Annotated in this window: 20 protein-coding genes; 15 read left to right on the plus strand and 5 right to left on the minus strand. The window is 68.0% G+C overall.

Annotated features, from left to right (window positions below; all coding sequences use genetic code 11):
* Positions 1–46 precede the first annotated feature (46 nt).
* Positions 47–874 carry a class I SAM-dependent methyltransferase gene (locus tag AB1281_RS10760; RefSeq protein WP_430345877.1) on the plus strand — a complete coding sequence of 276 codons (828 nt, stop codon included), beginning with the start codon at positions 47–49 and terminating at the stop codon, positions 872–874.
* An 81-nt stretch (positions 875–955) separates the two neighbouring features.
* Here the strand turns inward: AB1281_RS10760 and AB1281_RS10765 are convergent, their stop codons facing one another.
* From AB1281_RS10765 to AB1281_RS10780, 4 genes are all read right to left on the minus strand, one after another.
* The gene (locus AB1281_RS10765; RefSeq protein ID WP_223224455.1) at positions 956–1,219 is read right to left on the minus strand and encodes a DUF6959 family protein; all 264 of its coding nucleotides are present in this window, start codon (positions 1,217–1,219) and stop codon (positions 956–958) included.
* A 148-nt stretch (positions 1,220–1,367) separates the two neighbouring features.
* On the minus strand, positions 1,368–2,210 hold the full coding sequence (locus AB1281_RS10770) for an OmpA family protein (RefSeq protein WP_430345878.1): 843 nt from the start codon (positions 2,208–2,210) through the stop codon (positions 1,368–1,370).
* Between the two features lie 61 nt (positions 2,211–2,271).
* Positions 2,272–7,998 (minus strand): ESPR-type extended signal peptide-containing protein, encoded by a 5,727-nt coding sequence (locus AB1281_RS10775; RefSeq protein WP_430345879.1) that lies wholly within the window; start codon positions 7,996–7,998, stop codon positions 2,272–2,274.
* A gap of 235 nt (positions 7,999–8,233) precedes the next feature.
* Positions 8,234–9,214: a helix-turn-helix domain-containing protein gene (locus AB1281_RS10780; protein ID WP_430345880.1), complete on the minus strand. Its 981-nt coding sequence runs from the start codon at positions 9,212–9,214 to the stop codon at positions 8,234–8,236.
* Positions 9,215–9,906: 692 nt separating this feature from the next.
* On the opposite strand from AB1281_RS10780, the gene AB1281_RS10785 reads away from it, so the two are divergent.
* The 13 genes from AB1281_RS10785 to AB1281_RS10845 all read left to right on the plus strand — a co-directional run bounded on the left by AB1281_RS10785 (position 9,907) and on the right by AB1281_RS10845 (position 22,498).
* Positions 9,907–10,095, plus strand: a complete 189-nt coding sequence (locus tag AB1281_RS10785; RefSeq protein ID WP_014037517.1) for a Flp family type IVb pilin — start codon at positions 9,907–9,909, stop codon at positions 10,093–10,095.
* Between the two features lie 89 nt (positions 10,096–10,184).
* Entirely contained in the window at positions 10,185–10,730 is a 546-nt protein-coding gene (locus AB1281_RS10790) for an A24 family peptidase (RefSeq protein WP_430345881.1), read from the plus strand.
* Positions 10,727–11,203: a TadE/TadG family type IV pilus assembly protein gene (locus AB1281_RS10795; RefSeq protein ID WP_430345882.1), complete on the plus strand. Its 477-nt coding sequence runs from the start codon at positions 10,727–10,729 to the stop codon at positions 11,201–11,203. The genes AB1281_RS10790 and AB1281_RS10795 overlap by 4 nt, the downstream gene beginning before the upstream one ends.
* Positions 11,204–11,228: 25 nt before the next feature.
* Positions 11,229–12,263, plus strand: coding sequence for a Flp pilus assembly protein CpaB (gene cpaB, locus AB1281_RS10800; RefSeq protein ID WP_014037520.1), 1,035 nt, complete (start codon positions 11,229–11,231; stop codon positions 12,261–12,263).
* 18 nt (positions 12,264–12,281) lie between these two features.
* Positions 12,282–13,640 (plus strand): type II and III secretion system protein family protein, encoded by a 1,359-nt coding sequence (locus AB1281_RS10805; protein WP_430345883.1) that lies wholly within the window; start codon positions 12,282–12,284, stop codon positions 13,638–13,640.
* Between the two features lie 27 nt (positions 13,641–13,667).
* Positions 13,668–14,924: an AAA family ATPase gene (locus tag AB1281_RS10810; RefSeq protein ID WP_430345884.1), complete on the plus strand. Its 1,257-nt coding sequence runs from the start codon at positions 13,668–13,670 to the stop codon at positions 14,922–14,924.
* A complete protein-coding gene (locus tag AB1281_RS10815; RefSeq protein ID WP_430345885.1) occupies positions 14,909–16,258 on the plus strand; it encodes a CpaF family protein in 1,350 nt (449 codons plus the stop codon). Before AB1281_RS10810 ends, AB1281_RS10815 begins: the two co-directional genes overlap by 16 nt.
* A 2-nt stretch (positions 16,259–16,260) precedes the next feature.
* Complete coding sequence (locus AB1281_RS10820; RefSeq protein WP_049443368.1) at positions 16,261–17,217, plus strand: type II secretion system F family protein; 957 nt, start codon at positions 16,261–16,263, stop codon at positions 17,215–17,217.
* 28 nt (positions 17,218–17,245) lie between these two features.
* Positions 17,246–18,181, plus strand: coding sequence for a type II secretion system F family protein (locus AB1281_RS10825; RefSeq protein WP_430345886.1), 936 nt, complete (start codon positions 17,246–17,248; stop codon positions 18,179–18,181).
* Positions 18,181–19,071: a Flp pilus assembly protein TadD gene (locus tag AB1281_RS10830; protein WP_430345887.1), complete on the plus strand. Its 891-nt coding sequence runs from the start codon at positions 18,181–18,183 to the stop codon at positions 19,069–19,071. Before AB1281_RS10825 ends, AB1281_RS10830 begins: the two co-directional genes overlap by 1 nt.
* Positions 19,068–19,529 carry a DUF3613 domain-containing protein gene (locus AB1281_RS10835; RefSeq protein WP_430345888.1) on the plus strand — a complete coding sequence of 154 codons (462 nt, stop codon included), beginning with the start codon at positions 19,068–19,070 and terminating at the stop codon, positions 19,527–19,529. Before AB1281_RS10830 ends, AB1281_RS10835 begins: the two co-directional genes overlap by 4 nt.
* Before the next feature lie 8 nt (positions 19,530–19,537).
* Positions 19,538–21,688 (plus strand): TadG family pilus assembly protein, encoded by a 2,151-nt coding sequence (locus tag AB1281_RS10840; protein WP_430345889.1) that lies wholly within the window; start codon positions 19,538–19,540, stop codon positions 21,686–21,688.
* Positions 21,689–21,793: 105 nt separating this feature from the next.
* Complete coding sequence (locus tag AB1281_RS10845; RefSeq protein ID WP_049443363.1) at positions 21,794–22,498, plus strand: DUF2968 domain-containing protein; 705 nt, start codon at positions 21,794–21,796, stop codon at positions 22,496–22,498.
* 75 nt (positions 22,499–22,573) lie between these two features.
* Here the strand turns inward: AB1281_RS10845 and AB1281_RS10850 are convergent, their stop codons facing one another.
* Complete coding sequence (locus AB1281_RS10850) at positions 22,574–22,960, minus strand: hypothetical protein (RefSeq protein ID WP_430345890.1); 387 nt, start codon at positions 22,958–22,960, stop codon at positions 22,574–22,576.
* 186 nt (positions 22,961–23,146) lie between these two features.
* Here AB1281_RS10850 and AB1281_RS10855 point away from each other — a divergent pair, with 186 nt between their 5' ends.
* On the plus strand, positions 23,147–23,971 hold the full coding sequence (locus AB1281_RS10855; RefSeq protein WP_430345891.1) for an alpha/beta fold hydrolase: 825 nt from the start codon (positions 23,147–23,149) through the stop codon (positions 23,969–23,971).
* Positions 23,972–24,034 lie beyond the last annotated feature (63 nt).

The following is a 24,034-nucleotide window of genomic DNA, read 5'->3' on the forward strand; positions in this document are numbered from 1 at the left end:
GCCTTCAAGCATCAACCTATGGGCAACTTCCCGGCAGGACAAGGCCATGGCCAGTACATCCCCCGTTGATCAGAATGCGCTCTGGAATGGCCCTGGCGGGCAGATCTGGGTCGCCCAGCAGGCCATCCTCGATGGCCTGTTCCAGCCGATGGCCGACCTGCTGGCCACTGAACTTCCGGAGACCGTCACGCAACTGCTCGACATCGGCTGCGGCACCGGCGCCAGCCTGCTGGCGTCAGCCCGCGCTCGCCCGGCGGCACACAGCACCGGCCTGGACATCTCCGCGCCGATGCTGGCGCTAGCCCGCCAGCGCGCCGAGGCTGCGGGACTGGACGCGGACTTCATCGTGGCAGACGCGCAGCGGCATCCGCTGCCGTCCGCGCACTTCGACTGGATCCAGTCGCGGCTGGGCGTGATGTTCTTCGAGGACAGCCAGGCTGCCTTCGCCAACCTGCATCGTGCCGCGACACCCGGCGCGGGGCTGCGCTTCATCGCCTGGCGCAGTGCCCACGAGAACCCATTCATGACCACGGCCGAACGCGCCATCGGCGATGCACTGGATCTGCCGCCCCGGGTACCTGGCGCGCCGGGACAGTTCGCCTTTGCCGATGGCGGGCAGGTACAGCGGCTGCTGCAGGCCGCCGGTTGGAAGGATGTGGAGGTGGTTGCGGTAGACCTGCCCTGCTCGATCGCCCGCGAAGACCTGCCGACCTATGTCGGCCAGTTGGGCCCGTTGGGGCTGGCCCTGCGCGCAATGCCGGAAGACCGCGCCACCGTGCTCCGCGACCAGGCACTGGCCGCATTCGCGCCGTTCATCGAAGGCGACCGCGTACGCGTGGATGCCGCCTGCTGGCTGGTCCGCGCCCGCGCCTAGGAAAAGGGGACGGAGGGGATTAAGTCGTTCTCGCCCCGGGTGTGCCAGAAACGACTTAATCCCCTCCGTCCCCTTTTTCTTCTACAGTGCCTCGCCGGCGTCGGCCAGGCGCGATTCGATCAGTGCGTACCACTGCTGCAGCACGTCGATCAGCATGTCCAGCTCGGCATCGGTGCGCTGTGCGCGGCCGCTGCGCAGGCAGGCCTGGGCTTCCTGCAGCTGGGCCAGGAACCCGGCCACGGTATCGGCCTGCAGGATCAGGCCCGGCAGGCGTCGCCCGGGGATGCGCACCACGGCATGGTTGCCGAGCTGGCCGTACACGCTGAGCGTAGCTTCCGTCTTCATGGAGAGTGGCAGGAATTGGGCATTCATCGCGTGCACCGTTTGAAAACCTGAGCCGCAGGCAGGCGTGGACGACGGGGGAGACGTTGCCACGCCTGCCGGCGGTCAGGGGGGACTCGGGATGCCGGGGCATCGCCCCGGCGCAGGAAGGTCAACGTGGCTGCGCCATCCCGGCGATCTGCACGCGCCGGTTCGGCGCCAGGCAGGCAATCAGCTCGCGCCGGTTGCGCTGCCCGCACTGCACGATCGGCTCGGCCGCGCCGCGCCCTTCGGCACTGATGCTGGCTGCAGGCACGCCACCCTGCACCAACGCGTTGCGCACGGCCTCGGCGCGACGCTGCGACAGCGTCTGGTTGTAACTGGCGCTGCCGATACGGTCGGTGTAGCCGGTTACCCGGATCGACTGCACCTGCGCGGCTTCGCGTACCTGCGCCAGGATGCCCTGCACCGCGTGCTGGCCTTCGGCGCTGAGCACCGCGCTGTCGAAACCGAACAACGCATCGGCCGACAGCCGCAGCGGCTGTTCCGGCAGCGGTGCCGGTACCGGTGCCGGCGGGGCCGGTGGCCGCGGCGGCTCCAGCACGGCCGCGCACGATTCCGGCTTCCAGTAGCCCGCCTGGGCAATGCCCTTGCTGTCAAAACGGACCTGGAACTGGCAGGTGAAGTACTCCGCACCTTGCGCGGTGCGGAAATTGAACAGGTAGTTCCACTCGCGCACGCCCCACATGCCTTCATTGAAATGCGGCGTGCCCAGCAGCGTGTACAGCTGCCGCTTGGTCATGCCCGGCGCGAAGCGGCGCAGGTCGGCGACGTCGGGATAGATGCCTTCCTTCAGCGAGGCCTTCGAGGCCTCCGGGAAGTGCACGGCGGTGGCTTCGGCAGGACCGTCGGCGGCCGGCGCATGGCTGCGGCAGGCGGCCAGCAGGCCCATCCCCAGGATCAGGCCCAGCGTGGCGGCACACTGGCCGGCGCGGGCGATGCGATGCTGTTTCATGTCATTCCCCCTGTAGACGTTTCCGCGATGCCGGGCCGCGCGTGCGGCCCGGCGGCGGGGATCACCACTGGATGCCGGCACCGACGGCCACACCGGCCTCGCCACGGCTGTTGGTCGAACCGCTGAACTTGTAGATCCAGCGGCCGCCTTCGGAGACACCGGAGATACCGAGCGCCACGCCTGATTCGCCGTTGTAGCTGCCGGCGGCGATCGAGGCCATGCTGCGGCCCGCCTCGCTGGGCTGCGGCAGCGCCGCGGTGGCCATTGCCGAGGCGATACCGGCCGAGGCACGGTTGTCGGTCTTGCGCAGGTCGCGCTCGAAGCCGCCCATGCGCTCGTCGGTGTAGGCCTTCGACCAGTCCAGGGTCTGCGCCATGCCCGACTTCAGCTGGTCCACATTGACCGCGTCGGTACCGGCGGTGCCGGCGGCAACGTTGCGGACCGTGGTCGGGCCGCTGCTGGTGCTGCCCAGGGTGACACTGTTGTAGTTGGTCGCGCCGTTCACCGTGGTGTCGTAGCGGATCGTGCCCTGCTGCGAAGCCTGCAGCTGGCGCACGTTGACCGCATCGGTGGCCTGCGAGCCGTCGGCCACGTTGACCACCTGGCGTTCGGCACCGGCGGCACCGACCGAGACCGTGTTGGCCCGGTTCGCCACCGAACCCGCACCCAGCGCCACCGCGTTGTCAGCCTGCGCCTGCGAACCATTGCCCAGCGCGGTCGAGTTGGCACCGGCGGCGGTGGAGCCTGCACCACCGGCGGCCGAATTGGCGCCGCTGGCGGACGGGTCGGCCAGGTTGTTGGTGTTGTTGGCACGGAAGCTGCCGGCCACGTTGGTGATGTTCTGGATCTTCTGGTCGGTGTAGGACTTGGACTGGTCGATGGCGTAGTTCACGCCGTTCTTCAGCTGCCCGACATTGGTCGCATCGTGGTCATCGGAGCCATCCGCGACGTGGGTGATCTTGCGCTCGCTGCCACTGCTGCCGATCGACACCTCGCCAGCGGAATTGCTGGCACCCGTCTGCCCATAGGCGCCGGTGTAACCGCTCTGCGCACCGACGCTGGCCACCGAGCCGGCACCCAGTGCCACGCTGTTGCCGGCACTGCTGCTGGCGCCATTGCCGACCGCCACGCTGTTGGCGCCGGCCGCACTGGCCTGCGGGCCGACCGCCACCGCTTCCGCACCGGCTGCGGTTGCTGCGGCCGCCGTCGAATTCACCGCCAGGTAGGCACTGCCGCCACCGTTGGTGATGCGCTGGTTGAGGACCTTCAGCGAACCATCGACAGCAGTGAAGGCGGCAGTGACGTTGTTGTAATCGCCGCTGGTGAAGGTGCCATCGGTGGCGATGCTGGAGATGCTGAACGTCGGCGCGGTCCACACATTGGTGGTGCCGTTGAAGGCAGTGGTGCCGCCGAAGTAGTTGGCGATGGTGCTGTGGGTGCTGAACAGCTGGTCGCCGGTGATGGCGTCGCTGCTGCCGGCCAGGATGCTACCCGCGGCAACGTTGGTCACCTTTACTGCGCCGGTGCCGCTCCCCTTGAGGGTCACGCTGTTGATCACATTGCCACTGCCATCGACGTCGTACTTCACGGCCAGCTTGTCGATCTCGCCGGTCTGGTCGGCAACGTTGGCCAGCGAATTGCTGACCGCATCGAACGCGGTGCCGACGTCGTTGTAGCTGCCCTTGGTCACGGTGCCGTTGGCGGCGACGTTGTTGATCGAGTACGTCGGTGCGGTCAGCACGCCGCTGGCGTTGACCGCAGCACCACCGCCGAGGTGGGTGGCCACGGCCTGGTTGGCCGCGAACAGCTGGGCACCGTTGATGGCCTCGCTGCTGGTGGCACTGACCTGGCCCGGGCCGAGGTTGCGCAGCGTGGTGGCCGTGCCGGTCTGGCCCAGCGTGGCGCTGGCGTAGTTGACGCTGCCATCGGGGTTGAGGTCATAGCGCAGCGCGCCCTGCTCCGAGGCCTGCAGCTGGCCCAGGTTGACCGCATCGGTCGCCGCGGTACCGGCCGCCATGTTGGTGACCTGGCGCTCGGCACCGGCGGCGCCGATCGACACGGAGTTGGCACGATCGGCCAGGCTGCCTGCCCCCACCGCGATGGCGTTGGCCGCCGTCGCCCGCGCATTGGTGCCGACCGCGATCGAATCGGTGCCACTGGCCACCGCTTCAGTGCCGGTCGAGTTCACCCGCAGGTACTTGGTGCCGCCATTGCGGATATCGGTGATCTGCGAGTTGAGGTTGACCAGCGAGCCATCCACCGCCGCGAAGGCATCGGTGGCGTTGGTGTACAGGCCCTTGGCGATGGCGCCGCCGGTGGAGATCGTGCTGATCTCGAACAGCGGTGCGGTGAAGATGCCGCTGGCGGGATCGAAGGCCGCGCGGCCACCGAAGAAGCTGGCGATGGCGCTGTTGGTCGCCGCCAGCTGGCCGCCGTTGACCGCTTCCAGGCTGCCTGCGGTGACCGCACCGGCGGCAAGGTTGCCGATGGTGGTGGTGCCGGTGCCTGCGCCGAGCGTGACCCGGCGATAGTTCGGATTGCCGCCGGCATCCAGATCGTAGGTCACCGCGGCATCCGCCACGCCGTTGATCAGGCTGATCGCACCCTTCAGCTGCGCCACGTTGACCGCGTCGGTGTTGACGCTGCCGGCAGCCACGTTGGTGATCTGGCGCTCGCCACCGCCGGCGGTACCCACTGACACTTCACCGGCCGAGACCTGCGGCGCAGTGAGGCCATAGGCACTGTAGCTGGCCTGCGCGCCGCGCAGCGCAGCCGAGCGGTAGCCCAGCGCGACCGAGTTGGCCTGGTTGGAGGTGGATTCGGCACCCAGCAGGGTCTGCCCGTTGGCGGTACCGACGGCGCTGTCGCCGACGACGACCGAATGGCCCATGCGCGCGGCATAGTCGGCCGTCGGCACGCCGGTGGGATTGCTCGGATCGTTCACGCCATCACCGGGGAAGGCGACGTTGGCATCGACCTTCGGCAGTTCATGGCGCGCGTTGGCACCGATCACCACTTCCTTGGAGCCGTTGGCGAAGGCGCCATCGCCCATCAGCACCTGGTAATCCTGAGCCGCGTTGACGGCCCAGCAGGAAATGTCGGCCAGCGCGATGTCCAGGCACTTGGCCGCCCAGGCCGGGGAATCCTTCGGCAGCAGCAGACCCAGCAGGCCACCCGGATTGCCGTTGTTGATGTTGTAGATGTAGCTGTCGGAGGTGACGCCACCGATCAGGGTCAGGTGCGAGCTGCCACCCGTGGCAGCGCCGCCCAGTCCGTTGAGGGTGCTGCCGACCGGCGACAGGTTGACCACCGGCAGGCCCAGCACATTGACCGTTGAATAGGTCTGCATCACGTTGGCGTTGCTGAGCTTGAGGTTGCCGTTGCTCAGGTAGCCGTTGCCACCGAACAGGCTGGTGGTGGTCGGCCCGATCAGCTGGCCGACATTGCCGACCAGGCCACCGGTACCGATGATCAGGCCCGCATTCGGGTCGGCCGCCGCCGGCGCCTTCGGGCTGGTCGGCGGAATCGCAGAGGGTTTGGTCAGGCCGAGACCGCTGAGCGTGCCACCGACCAGGCCACCCACGGCGGTGCCCAGATTGCCGATGGTGCCATTGAGATTGCCGTTGAGCAGGTTGCCCACCGCGCTGCCGACATTGCCCAGCGTGCTACCCAGCACACCGCCCAGGCCGCTGGTGGGGCTGCCGGTGGTACCGTTGAGAATGCCGCCCACTGCACCACCGACCGTGCCGACGGTGTTGTTGAGCGTGCCACCCACTGCGCTGCCGACCTGGCCAACCGTGCCGTTGAGTGCGCCGCCCACTGCGCTGCCAACGGTGCCAACGGTGCCGTTCAGCGTGCCGCCCACTGCGCTACCAACCGTTCCGACGGTGCCGTTCAGTGCACCACCAACTGCGCCGACCGTGTTGTTGAGCGTGCCACCCACCGCACCCCCAACCGTTCCGACGGTGCCGTTCAGTGCACCGCCGACTGCGCCGACCGTGTTGTTGAGCGTGCCACCCACCGCACCACCAACCGTTCCGACGGTGCCGTTCAGTGCACCGCCGACTGCGCCGACCGTGTTGTTGAGCGCACCACCCACTGCACCCCCAACCGTTCCGACGGTGCCGTTCAGTGCTCCGCCGACTGCGCCGACCGTGTTGTTGAGCGTGCCGCCCACTGCACCGCCAACTGTTCCGACGGTGCCGGTCAGTGCACCGCCGACTGCGCCGACCGTGTTGTTGAGCGTGCCACCCACTGCGCCGCCAACTGTGCCAACGGTGCCGTTCAGAGCACCACCCACTGCACCGCCGACTGCGCCGACCGTGTTGTTGAGCGTGCCACCCACCGCACCACCAACCGTTCCGACGGTGCCGTTCAGTGCACCGCCGACTGCGCCGACCGTGTTGTTGAGCGTGCCACCCACCGCACCGCCAACCGTTCCGACGGTGCCGTTCAGTGCACCGCCGACTGCGCCGACCGTGTTGCTGAGCGTGCCACCCACCGCACCGCCAACCGTTCCGACGGTGCCGTTCAGTGCACCCCCCACTGCACCGCCGACTGCGCCGACCGTGTTGTTGAGCGTGCCACCTACCGCACTACCGACCTGGCCAACCGTGCCATTGAGTGCACCGCCCACTGCGCTGCCAACGGTGCCAACGGTACCGTTCAGTGCGCCGCTCACTGCACCGGCAACCGTTCCGACAGTACCGTTCAGCGCGCCGCCGACAGCACCGCCCACCGTTCCGACGGTGCCGTTCAGCGCACCACCCACCGTGCTGCCGACCGCACCCGCAGCACCGTGAAGCGTCCCACCGACAGCACCCACCGCGCCGCCCACCAGGTTGCCAACGCCCAGCGCGCTGTGCTGCGCGGCGACGGTCGCCTGTCCGGCCAGCTTCAGGTTGCGGTCGGCGATCACTTCCTGGCCGTCCGGCGCCTGCACGCGCACCTTGCCGGCGGCGCCGGCATCGAACGCGGCACTGATGGCGCGATCATGCGTGTCACCCGGCAATTCCTCCTTGGCCGGCAGCGTGACTGCGGCTGTCGCCCGGGCCTGGCCCTGACCTTCGATGTGATGGCCAGCCACCGCCAGATGCGCGTCGGTGTTGCCGTCGACAGAGGTCTTCAGGGACGAACCGCTGAGGCCCGCCAAGGCCTTGGCACCAGCATCGATCGAAGCGACCTGGCGGCCGGCGACTCCGACCTTGGCCTTGGCGCGTGCATCGGCGGCGACACCCAGCGGCGCCTGCGCGCCGGGCGCAACGTGCGCTGCCAGCGATGCATCCACCTGTGCTGCCTTGCCCGCAGCGTTGCCCAGGCCGACAGTGGCGCGGACATCGGCCGCCAGCGCCGGGACGGCCACCTGCTTCGGCGCGGTGTCCGCTGCCAGCTTCACCTGCACGGTGGCCGGCAATACGTCACGCACCACCGGCAGCGACGTGGTGTTCAACTGCAGGCCCAGGCGAGCATCCGCACTGATCGCGGGGCTGCTCTGCGCCTGTCGCGCAGCGGCAGCCAGGGCCACTTCAGCGTCGACCTTGACCGGCATCGGCTGCGCATACTTCGCCGCAAGCGCTTGCAGGTCACGCAACGATTGATTGGTTTCCGATGCCCCTGCGTGGCCGCTGGCCAGCGCGCACAGCAGTGCCAGGGCCAGGGCGGTGGGCATCAGCAGGAAGGCGCGCGGATCGCGTGCGGCGCTGCCGCCGCTGTCGCCGGTGGCCAGTTCCGAGGCCACAACCAGAGCATTGAGCTGGCGGTTCCATACACGCCGGTAGATGCGGTTCATGAGCATTTCCCCCGTAGGCGAACAACTGGAATGACAGTGGACTTGCCGTTAGGCAGGTGACTGACATTTCAGCGGTTGCAACGGCGCCGGTGCACTTCAATCCGGCACGGCAATCGCGCATTCCGGCAAATCCACGGCCGGAATCGGCAGCCGGTTATGCAGAAGCGGCAACACGATCGGCAAGCGGATATGCAATTCCGGCATGAACGCCGCGGAAACCCTTGCGGGGCTTGGCTCAGGCCGGCTGGCCGATCTGCGCGGGCGCGCGCATCAGGGTATCGCGCGGCAGTTCGCCGAATACCTTGCGGTAATTGTCGGCGAAGCGCGAAAGGTCCCACAGGCCGCAGCTGAGGGCGATGGCTTTCACCGAGCGACGGCTGGAATCGGCCATCGACAGGCTGCGGCAGGCCGCGCACAGGCGCAGCATGGAGAGATAGCGGTTCGGCGAGGTTCCAAACAGGTCTTCGAACGCATAGCGCAGGCCGCGCTCACTGACGCCGGCGGCATCGCAGATCTCATTCATGTAGATATTGCGGCGCAGGTTGAGCCGCATGAAGTTCTCTGCTCGCTGCGCGATCAGATAATGCGTGCGCCGTGCACGGCTGCAGCCCGGGCGATCCGCCGCACCGGCGCCCAGAAGAGCCTGCACATGCTCATGCAGCAGGCTTTCGGTTTCTTCCGGCTGCAGGCCTGCACCCTGCCCCAGCTGCAGGTGCAGCTGCTGGTAGTGGCGTGCCAGCGGCGTGGTTTCGCTGGCCAGGTTGAACAATGACAGTGCCTGGCCAGCAGGTGGCGTGCTGCGCAGGCTCAGTTCGGTCAGCTTGCGCTGCACGCGGGCCACCGGCACCAGCATCAGGGTCATGTGCGTGCCCGGGCTCAGGGTGAACTCACTGATGCCCTCCGGCATGATCGTCAGCGCCATGCCGGGCGTGAGCGGCACGCCATGGCACCAGCTCAGCGTTTCATCGGTGGCGTGCAGATACCCCAGCATCGCCCAGTCCGGCGGCAGCATGAAGCGGCCACGGCAATGGAAACCGCAGCTGATGCTGCAGAACAGGGCTTCCTCGTGCACGCGCGAAGCGAACGCCGCACGTGGCCCATTGCCATCAAGCAGCAGCAGTTCGACATCACAGACACGAAGCACGCCGCTCAGCGTGGCCAGGTCTATCGACCGCAGGCCGCTGTCGTCGCTGTCTTCTACCCCACCATCGACCATGACAGTGTTGTCCCCCGTTGATCCGCCATGCGATGCGGCCCCCACTGCCTGACAGGGCGCGCATCGATCCATTAACCACTTCCGATGCCGTGCCGGCCGCACCGGCTTCGATGCGACCGACCAGGGAAATGCAATAGCTTGAATGCGAGTATGCCCAATAATCTGCAAAGGTAAACCCGCGGACTGAAATGATGAAAATAGATACACAGGTGAAGAAAATGTCGGAGCGAGTGGCACGGTTTTCGCATGCGCCGGAAAATGGAATCACATTATCTGCACGACCATGAATCGTTTTGCCTGCGAACGGATTTTCGTCACAGAAACAATCTGAAAGTTTCAGGATTCCGGGGTTTCTGCCGAATTTGCATATAGGTTCCAGTTGCAGCCAACCGCCATTCAGGCAAAGTCGATATCACGGTGATCCGGCCATCTGATCTGGCCGCACCCAGGGGGACAGCATGACCACGCACGCATCATTGGATGCCTCGACCACCGGCCCCGCGCCGTGCGGTCGCGACCGTGCGGCCAATGTCCCGCCTGGAGACGATCACCCTGCTTGAGCACAGCGGGTCCAACCCGCCGTGCCTCCTCCGCCAGGACGCGCGGAGGCCCACGGACGATCCCGGCGGAGCCGGGCCACCGCCCAACGCAGGTGTACTGCATCCGCAGACAGGTAGAGGGAGACATTGGTCATGAACGCATCGATCCGCAAATTCCTGAAGGAAGAAGACGGCGTCACCGCGCTCGAGTACGGGCTGCTGGCCGCCGTCATCGCCGGCATCCTGATCGCGGTCGGCAACGACCAGATCAAGGGGTTCTTCGAAACGCTGTTCAAGAACCTCTCCGCACTGGCGACCAAGGCGTCGGGCTCGACGACCTAAGCGGCGACCGCGCGCGGCCGGCAGGGCCGCGACGGCGGGGCGCATGGAACCAGGCGAAGACCGTCCAGTGACGGACGATGGAGTGTGCGATGACACTGCTGGGATTGTTGGCCATCGGCGTGTGCCTGCGGATCGCGATCAGTGATCTGTATGCCCGTCGGGTGCCCAACGCCTGGCTGATCGCCGCATGCGTGATCGCCACCGTGGTGATCGTCGCCGGCCAGTTCGGCGCGCCGCGCCAGCCGTGGCTGCCCCACGTTGCCGGCGCGGCGCTCGGCCTGGTGGCGCTGCTGCCGTTCTATGCCCTGCGCTGGATGGGCGCCGGTGATGTGAAGTTCTTCGCCGTGCTGGGGCTGATGCTGGGCTGGCAGGCGCTGCTGCCGGTCTGGCTGGTGGCCAGCCTCGCCGCCGGGCTGCACGCCGTGCTGGTGCTGGCTGGCCGGCGCCTGGGCGTGTTGCTGCCCGGCCACCTGCAGATGCAGGTCAATCGCACCAGCACGCAATGGCAGACGCATCCGGCCCTGCGCGACATGCAGGCCGCCCGCCAGGGACGACGTGGCATTCCCTATGCAGCCTACCTGGCACTCGCCGCCATCGGCTGGGTGCTGGCCAGCATCTACGGAGGTGCAGCATGAACACCCGCAGCCCACGCCTGCAACGCGGCGTCGCCAGCATCGAGTTCGCGCTGATGCTGATGCTCGGCCTGTTGCCGCTGCTGCTGTTCACCTTCTCCGGGGTGATGATCATGGCGGCGCAACAGACCCTGGCCACCGCCTCGGCCGAAGGCGCGCGCGCCTCGCTGCGTTACGGCACGGCCGACGAGCGGCGCACTGCCGCCTGCGTCGCCGCACGCACCTCGATGCAATGGCTGCTGCAGTTTTCCAAGCAGAACGTGGACTGCAGCGCGGGGGGCAGCAACGCCATCGTGGTGTCGGCACAGGCGCCCTGCGCCGGCCTGGCCACGGCCCAGTGCATGACCGTGACGGTCAGCTACGACTACGCCAGCTATCCCTTCCTGCCCGGCACCGCCACGCTCTACAAGTGGGTGATGCAGGCTCCCATCCGCAGCGTCGCGGTCGCCCAGCTCGATCTCGGCAGCGGCAACTGATGATCGGTATTTTGGAGACGGTCCCATGCTCAAGTTGACCCGCATCGCTGCCGTCGCCCTGATCGGCCTGGCCGTGCTGCTGGCGCTGATCGCTTTCATGATCGGGCGCAAACCGGCCGCACCGGTCACGGTCGCGCCAATCGCGCACAACGAGGCGCAGGCCATCACGGTGGTGGAAGCCGTGGCACGCCTGCCTGCGGGCGAGCCGATCAGCGCCAACGGCCTGCGCCTGGCCCAGCGCACCTCACCCGTCGCCGGTGCCGCCACCAGCATCGCCGCCGTGGTCGGCAAGGTGCCGGTGCAGGACATCGCCGAAGGCAGCCCGATCAGCAGCAGCGCATTGGCACAGGGCTTCTCGCTGCAGCTGCGGCCGGGCGAGCGCGCACTGGCCGTGCCCGTGGACGAACTGGTCGGTGCCGGCAACCGCATCCTTCCCGGTGACTTCGTCGACGTCTTCCTCAACCTGCGCAATGCCCAGCCCAGCATCAACAGCCCCGCCGAAGCCGCGCAGACGCGCCTGCTGCTGTCGCGCCTGCGCGTGCTGAGCTATGGCCAGCAGGACATCGCGCCGGTCGCCTCAGAGGCCACCTCCAGTAGCGAGGCCGACACCCGCAACGACCCGCGCGCGGCCGACATCACCGGCAGTGGCGGCAGCCACAGCAGCAATGAAGCCCCGCAACCCGCGCGCAGCGCGGTGCTGGCGGTACCGGTGGCCGACGCCAATCGGCTGCTGCTGGGTGCACAGCAGGGCAAGCTGTTCCTGGCGCTGCGCAATCCCGCCGATACCGGCCTGCCCGACCTGGCGCTGTTCCCCCAGTCGCGCGGCGTGATCGATCCGCTGCGTGGGCTCGACGCGGAGCAGCAGCTGGCACTGCAGCGCCCGGAGAACCACGCCTTCGCCGGTATCGACGGCGACGCGCTGGCCGGCCGCGGCAGCGCCCCGCCACGCAGCAACGCGGATGCACCCGCGCGCGCGCCGGCGCCCCGTCGCAGCGCCCCGCGCGCGTCGGGTATCGAGATCATCCGTGGCGACAGTTCCGCCCCCCGTGGCTCCCTTTGACCTGCATCGAGCGCATCCATGACCGAACGTCGCCGCCGTCCACGCCTCTCTCCCCGCCAGCACTGGCTGGCCCTGCTGCTGGTGCTGCTGGCACCGGCAACGAGCGTGGCCGCCGATGACCTGGTGCTGCAGGCCCGTGAGCAGCGTCCCTGGAACCTGCCGGCCGACCTGGAGCGGGTGGCCATTGCCGACCCCGGCGTGGCCGACATCGTGATGCTGCGTGGCCAGCGCCAGGCGCTGCTGGTGGGCAAGATGCCCGGCACCACCACCCTGCTGCTGTGGCACCGCAAGCAGGCCGAGCCGCAACGGGTGACGGTACGGGTGCAGAGCGCCGTACAGGGCGCTGCCAGCACCGGCGGCAACGATCTCGTCTTCACCCAACAGGACCAGCAGGGCCTGTTGCAGGGAAGCACCGACAGCGTGCTCTCGCACATGCAGGAACAACGCACGGCGGCGATGGCACTGGGCAAGGACGGTGTGCTTGCCGATACGTCCACCATCAGCAGCGGCGGCGTGGTCCAGGTCGAGGTCAAGGTGGTCGAGTTCAACAAGACCGCGATGAAGCAGATCGGCATCAACTTCCAGAACCGCAACGGCGGCTTCGCCTATGGCTTCGCGCGGCCCGGTACCGGGTTGCCGGGCAACACCGGCGTACTGCCGGGCATGAAGGAAGGCAACGTCAGCAACGAAGCGGTGTCACCGATTTCCTCGGCATTCCGCCTGGTGTTCGGCTCGACCAAGGGCCTGTGGAACGCCGACGTCGAACTGCTGCAGAGCAATGGCATGGCCCGGGTGCTGGCCGAGCCGACGCTGGTGGCGCTGTCCGGGCAGAGCGCCAGTTTCCTGGCCGGCGGCGAACTGCCGATCCTGGAACCGCAAGGGCTTGGCACCACCACGATCACCTACAAGCCGTTCGGCATCGGCCTGACCGTGACCCCGACCGTGCTGGCGGCGAACCGGATCGCGCTGAAGGTCGCGCCCGAAGCGAGCGACCTGGACTACAGCAATTCCATCATGCTCAACAACGTGCAGATCCCCTCGATCACCACCCGCCGCGCCGACACCACGGTCGAGCTGGGCGATGGTGAGAGCTTCGTCATCGGTGGCCTGGTCAGCTCCAACATCGTCTCCAACGTCAGCAAGATTCCGCTGCTGGGCGACCTGCCGATCATCGGTTCGTTCTTCCGCAACTTCGACTACAAGCGCCAGGACAAGGAGCTGGTGATCATCGTCACCCCGCGCCTGGTGCAGCCGCTGGCACGCAACGCCGAACTGCCGCTGCCCGGCGAGCGCGAAGCCAAGCCGCACCTCCCCGAGTGGGGTTCCTGGTTGCTGGGTCCGGTCAGCCAGGACCCGGTGCCCGGGTTCTCGCGCTGACTCCATGATGCCTGCGATACCACGCCCATGCCCTACGCCACTGCCCAGCCGCTGCATCCGCAAGGACCCCCGATGAACCTGGTCCTGTATGGCATGGATCGCGAACTGCTGCCCCGGCTGGCTGCCAAGCTGCCGCCGAGCACCACCCTGCATTGGCAGGACAGCAACGCTCCTACCTCCGCGCAGGACCTGCAGCGCGGCCCGCAGAGCCTGGTGCTGCTCGACTTCCGGCCCGAGCATGCGGCCGCGTCGAGCGTGCTGGCACAGCAGCTGCAGCAGACCCAACCCGACCTGCCCCTGGTCGCGGTGGGCGCCACCAGCGCCGGCCAGGTTGAGGGCGTGGTGATCGCGCTGCGCGCTGGCCTGCGCGATGTACTGGACCTGGACAGTGACGACGCAGGCATCGAGGCGGCCCTGCGGCGTGCGCTGTCACCACGCCCGGCCGCCGTGGCCCAGCACGCGCACAAGGCGCGCCTGGTTGTGCTGCTGGGCGTGCGCGCCGGCGTCGGCACCAGCACCCTGGCCGCACATCTTTCGGTGCTGGCGCAGCAGACGCGTGCCCTGGCCCAGGGCGAAGCCCTGCAGCAGGACGGCCTGCTGATGGAGCTGGCGCAGCCCTCTGGTGACCTCGCGCTGTATCTCAATCTCGACAGCCGATTCCATTACGAAGACGCGCTGCGCAATGCCAGCCGCATCGATGCCACCCTCGCCCGCACGGCCATGGCGCGCCATGACTCCGGACTGGTGCTGCTGGATCGTGCCAGTGGCGGCGATGCCGTTCCGCCCTCCGATCCTGGCGCGCTGCTGCAACGCCTGCGCGGCGTGTTCGCCAGCGTGCTGTGCGACGCCGGCGGCTGCCCGCTGCGGCAGCTTCCGCCCTTGTTGCTGGACCAGGCTGACGAGATCTGGCTGGTCACCGATGCCTCGATCGCCACGCTGGTCTCGCTGGACCAGGCGCTGAAGCACCTGGCGGGCCAGCGCGAGCGCGAGAAGCGCCTGCAGCTGGTGATCAACCGCCACGATGACAGCAGCGGCATGAGCCCGGAACAGATCGCGCGCCGCTTCGAAGTACCGCTGCTGGCGACGCTGCCCGAACGACCGCGCGTGCGCCTGGCCGCCAGCCAGGGCCACCTGCTGCTGCAGGATGCCCCGCGCGACCCCTATCTGCGTGCCCTCGCCCCGCTCGTGTCACGCCTGGATCCGGCCGCCTGCCCGGTCCAGCCGCATGGCCTGCGGGAAAGACTCTCCCTTGCCCTGGGTGGATCGCAATGGAAGACAAGGTAACCCCGTTCCCGCATGCCGTTGCCCGCCCGGTGGTGCCCGAAACTACCCCGGGCCACCTGCCGTTCGCGCAGACCGAGCAGTACCAGAAGGTGCTGTCGGCCGCGCATGAGCACCTGCTCAACAGCATCGAGGACGAGCGCATCGACATCGATTCCTGGGCCCCGGACACCATCGCCCGCTGGGTGCAGGTGCAGACCGTGGGCTTCATCCAGGAATGGCGCATCCCGATCAACGAGGAAGAGATGCAGGTGGTCGCCGAGGGCCTGGTCAAGGAGCTGACCGGTTTCGGCCCGCTGGACGACCTCCTGCATGACCCTTCCATCGAAGACATCCTGATCAACGGCTTCAAGGACGTGCACGTTTCGCAGGGCGGCCAGCTCAAGCGCGCCACCCAGCGCTTCACCGATGACACCCACCTGCTGCGCATCCTGCGTCGCATTCTCGCGCCGCTCGGCCGCCGGCTGGATGACTCCAACCCCATGGTCGACGCGCGCCTGCCCAACGGCGGCCGCCTCAACGCGATCATCTCGCCGCTGGCGGTGGACGGACCGATGGTGTCCATCCGCAAGTTCCGCAAGGACCCGTTCACCCCCGACGAACTGCTCGCCAAGGGCACCTTCGATGCGCCGATGCAGGCCCTGCTGAAGGCGATGGTGCTGGGCCGCTGCAACATCCTGGTCTCCGGCGGCACCAGCTCGGGCAAGACCTCGCTGCTCAATGCCCTGGCCAGCTACGTGCCTGCCAACGAGCGCGTCATCACCGTGGAAGACACCGCCGAGCTTTCGCTGAACCATCCGCACGTAGTGCGCCTGGAGAGCCGCATCGGCGGCGCCGAGGGCCAGGGCGCGGTCAGCATCCGCGACCTGGTCCGCAACAGCCTGCGCATGCGCCCGGACCGCATCGTGGTCGGCGAAGTGCGTGGCGCTGAAGTGCTGGAAATGCTGCAGGCGATGAACACCGGCCATGACGGATCGATGGCCACCATCCACGCCAATACACCCCGCGACTGCCTGTACCGCATCGAGATGCTGGCCGGCTTTGCCGGCTTCCAGGGCAGCGAGGACAGCCTGCGCCGCCAGATCGCCAGCGCCATCGATTTCATCGTGCAGATCTCCCGGCTGGGCAGCGGGCGCCGGGTGCTGGTCTCGATCACCGAGATCACCGGGGTCAGCGACAACCTGATCACCACCCAGGAGATGTTCCGGCACGAGGTGCAGATCGACGGCAGCGGCCGCGAGACCGACCGCTGGATCGGCCTGGGCTTCCATCCGCATTCGCACAAGCTGGAGCCGTTCCGCCAAGAGCTGCGCGAATCACTCTACGGGGATTTCTGAGCATGGGTACCGGCCTGCTGCTGGGCGTGTTGAGCATCATCTCGGTGCTGCTGGCGCTGGCCGTCTGGCTGTGGGGCACCGCCAGCAGCCGCGAACAGCGCCAGGCCTCGTTGCAGCATGCCGAGCAGCAGCTGGCGCGCGGCAGCGCCGCCGGTGCGGTACCGGCCGGGCCCGCCGTTGCCGCAGCCAACGATTCCGCCCGCCCCGCCAGCAGTGGGAGCCGTGTACTGCCCTGGGACGGCGTGCTGCAGCGCGCCGGCCTGCAGCCGGGCTGGAAGCTGCCACTGATGCTGCTGGTGCCCGGCGTTGTGCTTGCGGTCGTCGCGGCGATGCGGCTGGGCACGGCCTGGATGTTTCCGCTGACCCTGCTGCTGTACCTGCTGGGCTGCTGGCTGTGGGTGATGCGCCGGATCACGAAACTGCGTGCGCAGCTGCTGCACCAGATGCCGGACTTCCTCGACAACCTGGTCCGCCTCACCGCGCTGGGCAACAGCCTGCAGGCCGCGTTCCAGGTCTCTTCGATGCAGACCAGCGCACCACTGCGTGGCCTGCTCGACACCACCGTGCGCTATGCGCGCAGCGGCATGGACCTGGATCGCGCGTTGAGCCTGGCCGCGCAGCCATATCGCATGGACGTGCTGAAGGTGCTGGCGGTGGTGATCGGGGTGAGCGTGCGCATCGGCGGCCGCGCCGACCAGATCCTGCAGCGCATGGGCGACTTCATGCGCGACCTGGAGCAGGCCCAGCAGGAGCTGGCGGCCACCACCTCGGAAACGCGCATGTCGGCCTGGGTGCTGGGGCTGCTGCCACCGGCCAGTGCGGTGCTGATGGCGATCTCCAGCCCGGCGTTCTTCCAGCCGGTGCTGCATGACCCGCTCGGCCACCGAATCCTGCTGATCGCACTGGGCCTGGAACTGCTCGGAGCGTTCCTGCTGTACCGCCTGGCCAAGTCGCTATGACCGCCCGCCGCCGCCACGGAGGTACCCGATGAGCGCCACCGCCTGGTTCGCTCTCTCATTGCTGGTGTTGGCGGCCGGTGTCGCCCTGCTCGGCATTGCCGGCTGGATTCGCAGCCATCGCGAGCACCGCACCTCGGCCACGCTGAAGACCGCCCTGCAACCGCGCGACGAAGCGCGCGACAGCGAGGCCACCCGCCGTGACTCGCTGGGCTGGCTCGAGCGCTTCGGCCGCTCGCTCAGTGGTGGCCGCCTGGAGGCCGCGCTGCTGGCCAACGAGGACAAGCTGCTGCTGGACCTCGCCGGCTGGAATACACGCCGGGGCACGGCCATCTACCTGGGCCTGCGCCTGCTGCTTGCGCTGCTGGTGCTGGCCCTGGCGCTGGCGTTCAGCAGCGCGCACGGGCTGGCCAAGGTGATGGTGGTGATCGGTGCGCTGGCAGCCGGGCTGCTGCTGCCAAAGTTCGTGCTGTCGTCGTGGGTCAAGCGCCGCCGCCGCGCGGTCGAGAACGAGCTGCCCCTGCTGATCGACCTGCTGCGCCTGCTGCAGGGCGTTGGCTTCAGCATGGACCAGAGCCTGCAGACACTGGGCGACAAGCTGCGCGATGCGCTGCCGGTACTGGGCGGCGAACTGCAGGAAGCGAACGTGGCCTACACCCACGGCCGCACCCGCGCGCAGTCACTGCGGCGGTTGAGCGAGGTCTACGCCGATGACGACCTGACCAGCCTTATGCAGCTGATCCTGCAGGTGCATGCACACGGCGGCGCGGTGCAGGAACCGCTGCGCCAGTTCAGCATCCGCCTGCGCGAACAGCGCCGCAACACGTTGAAGGAAAAGGTCGGCAAGCTCTCGGTGAAGATGACCGTGGTGATGATGCTGACCCTGTTGCCGGCACTGATGCTGGTGCTTGCCGGTCCAGCGCTGGTCGCGCTGGCCACCACCATGTCCAAGATGGGATCGCCCTGATGCCTGCCCTGCGCACTTCCTGCCTGCTGCTTGCCGCCGCCCTCGCCGCCCTGGCCAGTGGCTGCACCTCGACCACGCCGAAGTATGTGCGGGCGCCCAGCCTTGCGCCGCCGGAACCCGATCCGCAGGACAGCCGCAACGCCTATCTGGAACTGATCGAGCGCATGCAGCAGCAGGGTGCCTGGTATGCCTCGCTGGCCCACGCGGAGGCCTTCCGCCAACGCTATGGTGATCGCCCCGCCCTGCGCCTGCTGCAGGCCGACGCACTGCGCGAGACCGGCCAGACCGACGCAGCCGTCGCGCTGTATCGCGAGCTGTCCAGCGGACCGCAGGCCGCCGCGGCCGCCCATGGCCTGGGCCTGATCGCGGCGCGCCGCGACGACGATGCCGGCAGCGAACAGGCGCTGGCGCGCGCCACGCAGTTGCAGCCCTTGAACACCGACTACCTGGGCGACCTGGGCTATGCGCGGCTGCGCGCCGGCCAGTTCGACCAGGCGCGCGAGCCGCTGGCCAAGGCCCTGGAGCTTTCGCCAGGCAACGCCAAGGCCACGGCCAATCTCGCACTGTGGGCGGTACTGCGCGGCGATCAGGCCACGGCAGAGCGCCTGTCGGAACAGGCCAACCTCAACGAGGAAACGCGCCGCAGCATCCAGCAGCAGGCGCAGCAGATCCGCACCCGCCTGCAGCAGCGGCAGGCTGCGGCCGCCGTCAACGCCCCGGCGCCTGCGCTCACGGCCAGCAGCGAACGCGGCGCCCGTGCATCGGGCAGCACCCGGCTGGCAGCCGAACCACGCCGCGAAGCACGTGACGAGCGCGATCCGCAGCGCCTGCCACCGTCGATGCTGGAACGCTTCAGCACCACCGATCACCCGACCGGAAGCACCCCATGACCGCGATGCGCCTGACCCGACGCCTGTTGCCCGTGCTGTCCTGCCTGCTTGCTGCCGGTGCCGTGCAGGCACAGCAACAGCCATTGACCGGACAGATGCTCGGTGGCCCCTTGCCGTCGGCACCGGCCGCAGCGCCGATGCAGGCCGAGCCGCTTCCCACCGTGGAGCTGTCCTCACCCGCCGCATCCACAGCGGTGGCTGCGGCGCCGCCGGCAATCCCCGCAACCGACGTTGCACCACCGGCAACACCGCGTGCGCGCCTGCAGAGCGGCGAAGCCACCCGCAACCTGTTCCGCCTGCAGGCGTCGGGGCAGCAGGCCGGCCAGCGCCTGCCGATCCTGGGTGACCAGGCCACGCTGAGCTATGCGCGTTACCTGAAGAGCTTTGAACACGAGATCCCGGACTTCTTTGAGACCGATGTTGCCCGGTCCAAGGACGCCTCCTCCTCCGGACGCTGAGGTCGGCCATGAAACGCCCACGCCAGTTCAGTTTCAGTCGCCCACGCGGCGGCATGTCGGTCACGATGATGCTGGTCATGCTGGCGCTGCTGGCCATGCTGGGCCTGATCGAGATCGGCTATCTGTTCTGGGCCAAGCGTGATGCGCAGAAGGTGGCCGACCTGGCCGCGCTGGCCGGCGCACAGCGGCTGGAGCTGTGCAGTGCGGACAACAGCGACAACAGCGCAGCCCGGCAAAGCGCGCTGGCCCAGAACAGGTTCGCAGGTACCCTGCAGATCCGCTGCGGCAACTGGAGTGCCAGCCGCGGCACCAGCAACCGTTTCGTCACCAGCGTTGATGCCAGCAACCCGCGCAATGCCGTGCAGGTGATCGCCGAGCGCAGCGTTCTGCCCTTCTTCGGCCAGAACACCAGCCTGCCGACCGTCAGCGTACAGGCGGTAGCCCGCCGCTCGGAGCCCACGGCGGTGTTCGCGGTGGGCTCGCAGCTGCTGCGTACCAATGGCAATTCCGTACTGCTGTCGACCCTGCGCCTGGTCGGCCTGGACGTCACCAATGCCACGGTGCTGTCCTATGACGGCCTGGCGCAGGCCAACGTCACGCCATCCGGCCTGCTGAAGGCACTCAACATCCCGGTGAGCGCAAACCTCAGCGTGGCCGACTTCAACCGCCTGCTGTCGGTCAACAAGATTTCGCTGGCGCAGCTGGTCGATGCCACCGCCACCGTCGTCGGCCGTGACTCGACGGTGGGCGTGCAGCTGCGCGCCCTGTCCGACCTTGTCGCCACCCAGCTGGACATCAACAAGCTCAACATCGTGCTCGGCAGCCAGGCCGGCGGCGGTGGCCTGTTCGCGGAAGTTGTCTCACCCGACGGCACCGTCGGCAGCGCGCTGGAATCGAAGATCAACGTGCTCAACCTGATCAACACCGCCATCTCCATCGCCAACGATGGCAACGGCGTGACGATCAAGGGGCTGGACCTGCTGGGCATCAACATCCAGGGCGGCGTGGTCGAACCGCCGTCGATCGCCATCGGCGGCGTCGGCACCCGTGCCTACAATGCGCAGGTGCGGCTGATGGTGGACGTGGACAGCAACAACCTGTTCGCGCTGGGGCCGCTGCTGAACCTGCTCGGCACGCGCCTGCACCTGCCGCTGCACGTCGACGTGGCCAACGGCATGGGCACGCTGACCGGCATCCAGTGCGGCGCCAGTCCCCCCAAGGCCACCATCCAGGTCGATTCATCGGTGCTGCGTGCCTGCGTCGGCAATGTCGACCCCGCACAGCGTTTCTCCAAGGCCAATGTCTGCGACGTCACGCTGCAGAACGAGCAGCTGTTGAAGCTGCTGGGGCAGCCGCTGATCAACGACAAGATCACCCTGCCCGCGCTGACCAGCTCGCAGAACCTGACCCTGGCTGCCGGCGAGACCGGCTCGACCCGGATCAACCCGCTCGCGATCGGTGACGCGGTGTCGAGCCTGGTCAATGAACTGCTGCGGGTGCTGTCGGGCATGCTCAGCTCGCCCAAGCAGGGCATGAGCGCCAACGACACGGCCAAGGCACTGGCCGACCGCTACCTGCAGGCGGCCTTCCCCACTGGCGGGCGCTACAACGTCGACCAGGTCATCCCGCTGCTGCGCGATGGCGACCCGGCACGCAATCTCGCGCCGCTGGGCAACTGGACGGTGAAGAATGGCGTCCCCAAGCCTTGCCTGCTGGGCCTGACCACCTGCTGGGAAGACGGTTCGGTGTGGACCGGTTACAAGACGACCGTCACCGGCCAGGGCCTGGGCCTGCTCGATGGCCTGCTCGGCTCGCTGGTCGGCGGCCTGCTGATCAACCGCTGCGACAGCCTGCTCGGCAACCTGATCGACTACAACGGCTGCGTGCGCAACAACCTGGCGTCGTACATCCAGACCGCGCCGGCCGGTTTCCTCGATGGTGCCGGTGGCAGCGGCGTCACCAACCCCGACGGCAGCGTCAGCTGCAGCGGCCTGCTGTGCACCCTGCTGAAGCCAATCCTGGCCGCACTGCGGCCGGTGCTCAACAGTGTCGGCACCCTGCTGACCAACCTGCTGGCCAGCGTGCTGGGCCTGGAGCTGGGCCGGACCGACGTCAACGTGCAGTCGATCCAGTGCAGCGCCGCACAGCTGGTCTATTGAAATCGAGCCGTGACGGGCGCCCTTGGCGGCGCCCGCGCGCATGCTAGACTCCCGGCGGGGAACCACCTTCATCTCAACCCACACTCATCCGTGGATGGTCTAGACATGCGAGAAACTTCAGGGGGCGCGGTCTTCGCCCGGCACGCGCGCAGCGCGGCAGTGCTGGCCGTGGCCATGATGCTGGTGGCACCGGCGGCGATGGCCGCACGTGGCGATCGTGAGCCTGCAGCCGAACCGGCGCGCAGCGCGCCGGTGGTGCGCAACACCGTGGACGAGCTCAAGCAGTTGATGGATTCGCGCCAGCTGACCGAGCTGCGCACCACCTACAACGGCAACTACGGCGCCAGCCTGCTGTTCAACGCCAACACCCTGACCTACTACGTCGCCCTGTTCCAGGAGAAGAACTTCTGGCGGGTGATCAAGACCGACGCGGTGGACAACGCCGAACGTGTCTACCGCACCTTCGCGCAGCAGTCCGAGCAGCTGGCCCAGGTCTACATCGACACCACCCGCCTGGAAGCCGGCAAGCGCTACACCGAGCGCCTGGTGGCCTACAACGAAGAACGCCTGCGCACCCTGCAGCAGGAAATGGAACAGCAGCAGGCGCAGTCGGCACAGGTCAGCGCCGCCCTGCAGCAGGCCCAGCAGCAGGCCGTGAGCCTCAGCACCGATGTGCAGAGCACCAACAGCCAGCTGGACGCCCTGCAGCGCCGCATCCAGATCCTGCAGGCCGAACAGGGCAACCCGGAGTTGAGCCTGCCCAAGCCGGACAGCGTGCCCGCCCCGGCCGCCGCCAGCGACGGTCGCTGAAACCTGCACTTACGCTACTCCACGCAACGGCGCCCCAGGGCGCCGTTGTCGTTTTCGGCACTTCAGCAACTCACTTCACTGGCAGGCGTCGTAGACCGCGTCATCCAGCTGCCTGCGCTGCACGAAATCCAGCCGTCGGCGCTTGAGCAACTCCCGCTCGCGCTGCCGGCGCGCACGCTCGCAGGCCGCAGCATCCGTGCTGATCGTGATCAGCGCGCCCTGCGCCCGGGTGGCACGCCGCGGGCGACGTGACGGCTTCGATGGCGTGACTGCGGGAACCACCGCACCGCGGGACAGTGACTGCTCCTCCGGGACCTCCCAGCGCCACGCCGCACGGCCCTGGCAGGGCGTCTGCTGGTAGACCGGGTGCGGCCCACCCACGCACTTGTAGACGTTGGTCTGCGCCAGCGCCGCCATCGGCAACAGCAGGCACACCATCAGGGACCATCGCGTGGCGGGCATCCGGGCGTTCCACAGGCAGGCTGCGGACATCCTCGGCGCGCGACTCCGATCCCGCCAGAGCGGTATGCGTCACATCCTTTGCAATCCAGCACAGCGGTGCAAGTCCGTCGCCGGCACCTGCGCTGTACTGCCGGAGGCACCGGCAGCCTGCCGATGCCTTCCCTCCCTTCCGCCAAGGAACCTGCAATGAGCAACTTCGTCACCGTCGCCGACGGCGCCCGCATCTTCTACAAGGATTGGGGCAACGGCCAGCCGATCGTGTTCGCCCACGGCTGGCCGCTGTCGTCCGATGCCTGGGACCCGCAGATGCTGTTCATGGGCCAGAACGGCTACCGCGTGATCGCCCACGACCGCCGCAGCCACGGCCGGTCCAGCCAGACCTGGGACGGCAACAACATGGACACCTACGCCGACGACCTGGCTGCGGTGATCGAGGCGCTGGACCTGAAGGACGCGATCCTGGTCGGCCATTCCACCGGCGGCGGCGAAGTGGCCCACTACATCGGCCGCCACGGCAGCACGCGCGTGGCCAAGGTGGTGCTGGTCGGCGCCGTGCCGCCGCTGATGCTGAAGACCGCTGCCAACCCGGCCGGTACCCCGCTGGAGGTCTTCGACGGCATCCGCAAGGGCACCGGCGGCGACCGCTCGCAGTTCTTCAAGGACCTGGCCACCCCGTTCTTCGGCGCCAACCGCGATGGCAACAACGTCACCCAGGGCATGCGTGATTCGTTCTGGCTGCAGGGCATGCTCGGTGGCGTCAAGGGCCAGTACGACTGCGTGCACGAATTTTCGGAAGTGGACTACACCGAAGACCTGAAGAAGATCGACGTGCCGGCACTGGTCGTGCACGGCGACGACGACCAGATCGTCCCGTTCGATGCCTCGGCCAAGCTGTCCTCGCAGATCATCAAGGATGCCGAACTGAAGGTATACGCCGGTGCCCCGCACGGCCTGACCGTCACCCACGCCGAGCAGTTCAACGCCGACCTGCTGGCGTTCGCACGCAGGTGATGTAACGCGGCGGCGCCATGACGGTGCCGCCGCTTCTGCGGTCGCAAAAAGGGGACGGAGGGA

This window comes from Stenotrophomonas sp. NRRL B-14846, assembly GCF_050473585.1.
GTDB lineage: Bacteria > Pseudomonadota > Gammaproteobacteria > Xanthomonadales > Xanthomonadaceae > Stenotrophomonas.

What these genes read in the sequence shown, in the direction of transcription:
- AB1281_RS10785 (WP_014037517.1), top strand. Translation starts at nt 9,907, where the DNA reads ATGAACGCATCGATCCGCAAATTCCTGAAGGAAGAAGACGGCGTCACC.
- AB1281_RS10835 (WP_430345888.1), top strand. Translation starts at nt 19,068, where the DNA reads ATGACCGCGATGCGCCTGACCCGACGCCTGTTGCCCGTGCTGTCCTGC.
- AB1281_RS10840 (WP_430345889.1), top strand. Translation starts at nt 19,538, where the DNA reads ATGAAACGCCCACGCCAGTTCAGTTTCAGTCGCCCACGCGGCGGCATG.
- AB1281_RS10765 (WP_223224455.1), bottom strand. Translation starts at nt 1,219, where the DNA reads ATGAAGACGGAAGCTACGCTCAGCGTGTACGGCCAGCTCGGCAACCAT.
- AB1281_RS10780 (WP_430345880.1), bottom strand. Translation starts at nt 9,214, where the DNA reads ATGGTCGATGGTGGGGTAGAAGACAGCGACGACAGCGGCCTGCGGTCG.
- AB1281_RS10820 (WP_049443368.1), top strand. Translation starts at nt 16,261, where the DNA reads ATGGGTACCGGCCTGCTGCTGGGCGTGTTGAGCATCATCTCGGTGCTG.
- AB1281_RS10825 (WP_430345886.1), top strand. Translation starts at nt 17,246, where the DNA reads ATGAGCGCCACCGCCTGGTTCGCTCTCTCATTGCTGGTGTTGGCGGCC.
- AB1281_RS10810 (WP_430345884.1), top strand. Translation starts at nt 13,668, where the DNA reads ATGCCCTACGCCACTGCCCAGCCGCTGCATCCGCAAGGACCCCCGATG.
- AB1281_RS10795 (WP_430345882.1), top strand. Translation starts at nt 10,727, where the DNA reads ATGAACACCCGCAGCCCACGCCTGCAACGCGGCGTCGCCAGCATCGAG.
- cpaB (WP_014037520.1), top strand. Translation starts at nt 11,229, where the DNA reads ATGCTCAAGTTGACCCGCATCGCTGCCGTCGCCCTGATCGGCCTGGCC.
- AB1281_RS10855 (WP_430345891.1), top strand. Translation starts at nt 23,147, where the DNA reads ATGAGCAACTTCGTCACCGTCGCCGACGGCGCCCGCATCTTCTACAAG.
- AB1281_RS10830 (WP_430345887.1), top strand. Translation starts at nt 18,181, where the DNA reads ATGCCTGCCCTGCGCACTTCCTGCCTGCTGCTTGCCGCCGCCCTCGCC.
- AB1281_RS10775 (WP_430345879.1), bottom strand. Translation starts at nt 7,998, where the DNA reads ATGAACCGCATCTACCGGCGTGTATGGAACCGCCAGCTCAATGCTCTG.
- AB1281_RS10815 (WP_430345885.1), top strand. Translation starts at nt 14,909, where the DNA reads ATGGAAGACAAGGTAACCCCGTTCCCGCATGCCGTTGCCCGCCCGGTG.
- AB1281_RS10770 (WP_430345878.1), bottom strand. Translation starts at nt 2,210, where the DNA reads ATGAAACAGCATCGCATCGCCCGCGCCGGCCAGTGTGCCGCCACGCTG.
- AB1281_RS10790 (WP_430345881.1), top strand. Translation starts at nt 10,185, where the DNA reads ATGACACTGCTGGGATTGTTGGCCATCGGCGTGTGCCTGCGGATCGCG.
- AB1281_RS10845 (WP_049443363.1), top strand. Translation starts at nt 21,794, where the DNA reads ATGCGAGAAACTTCAGGGGGCGCGGTCTTCGCCCGGCACGCGCGCAGC.
- AB1281_RS10805 (WP_430345883.1), top strand. Translation starts at nt 12,282, where the DNA reads ATGACCGAACGTCGCCGCCGTCCACGCCTCTCTCCCCGCCAGCACTGG.
- AB1281_RS10850 (WP_430345890.1), bottom strand. Translation starts at nt 22,960, where the DNA reads ATGCCCGCCACGCGATGGTCCCTGATGGTGTGCCTGCTGTTGCCGATG.
- AB1281_RS10760 (WP_430345877.1), top strand. Translation starts at nt 47, where the DNA reads ATGGCCAGTACATCCCCCGTTGATCAGAATGCGCTCTGGAATGGCCCT.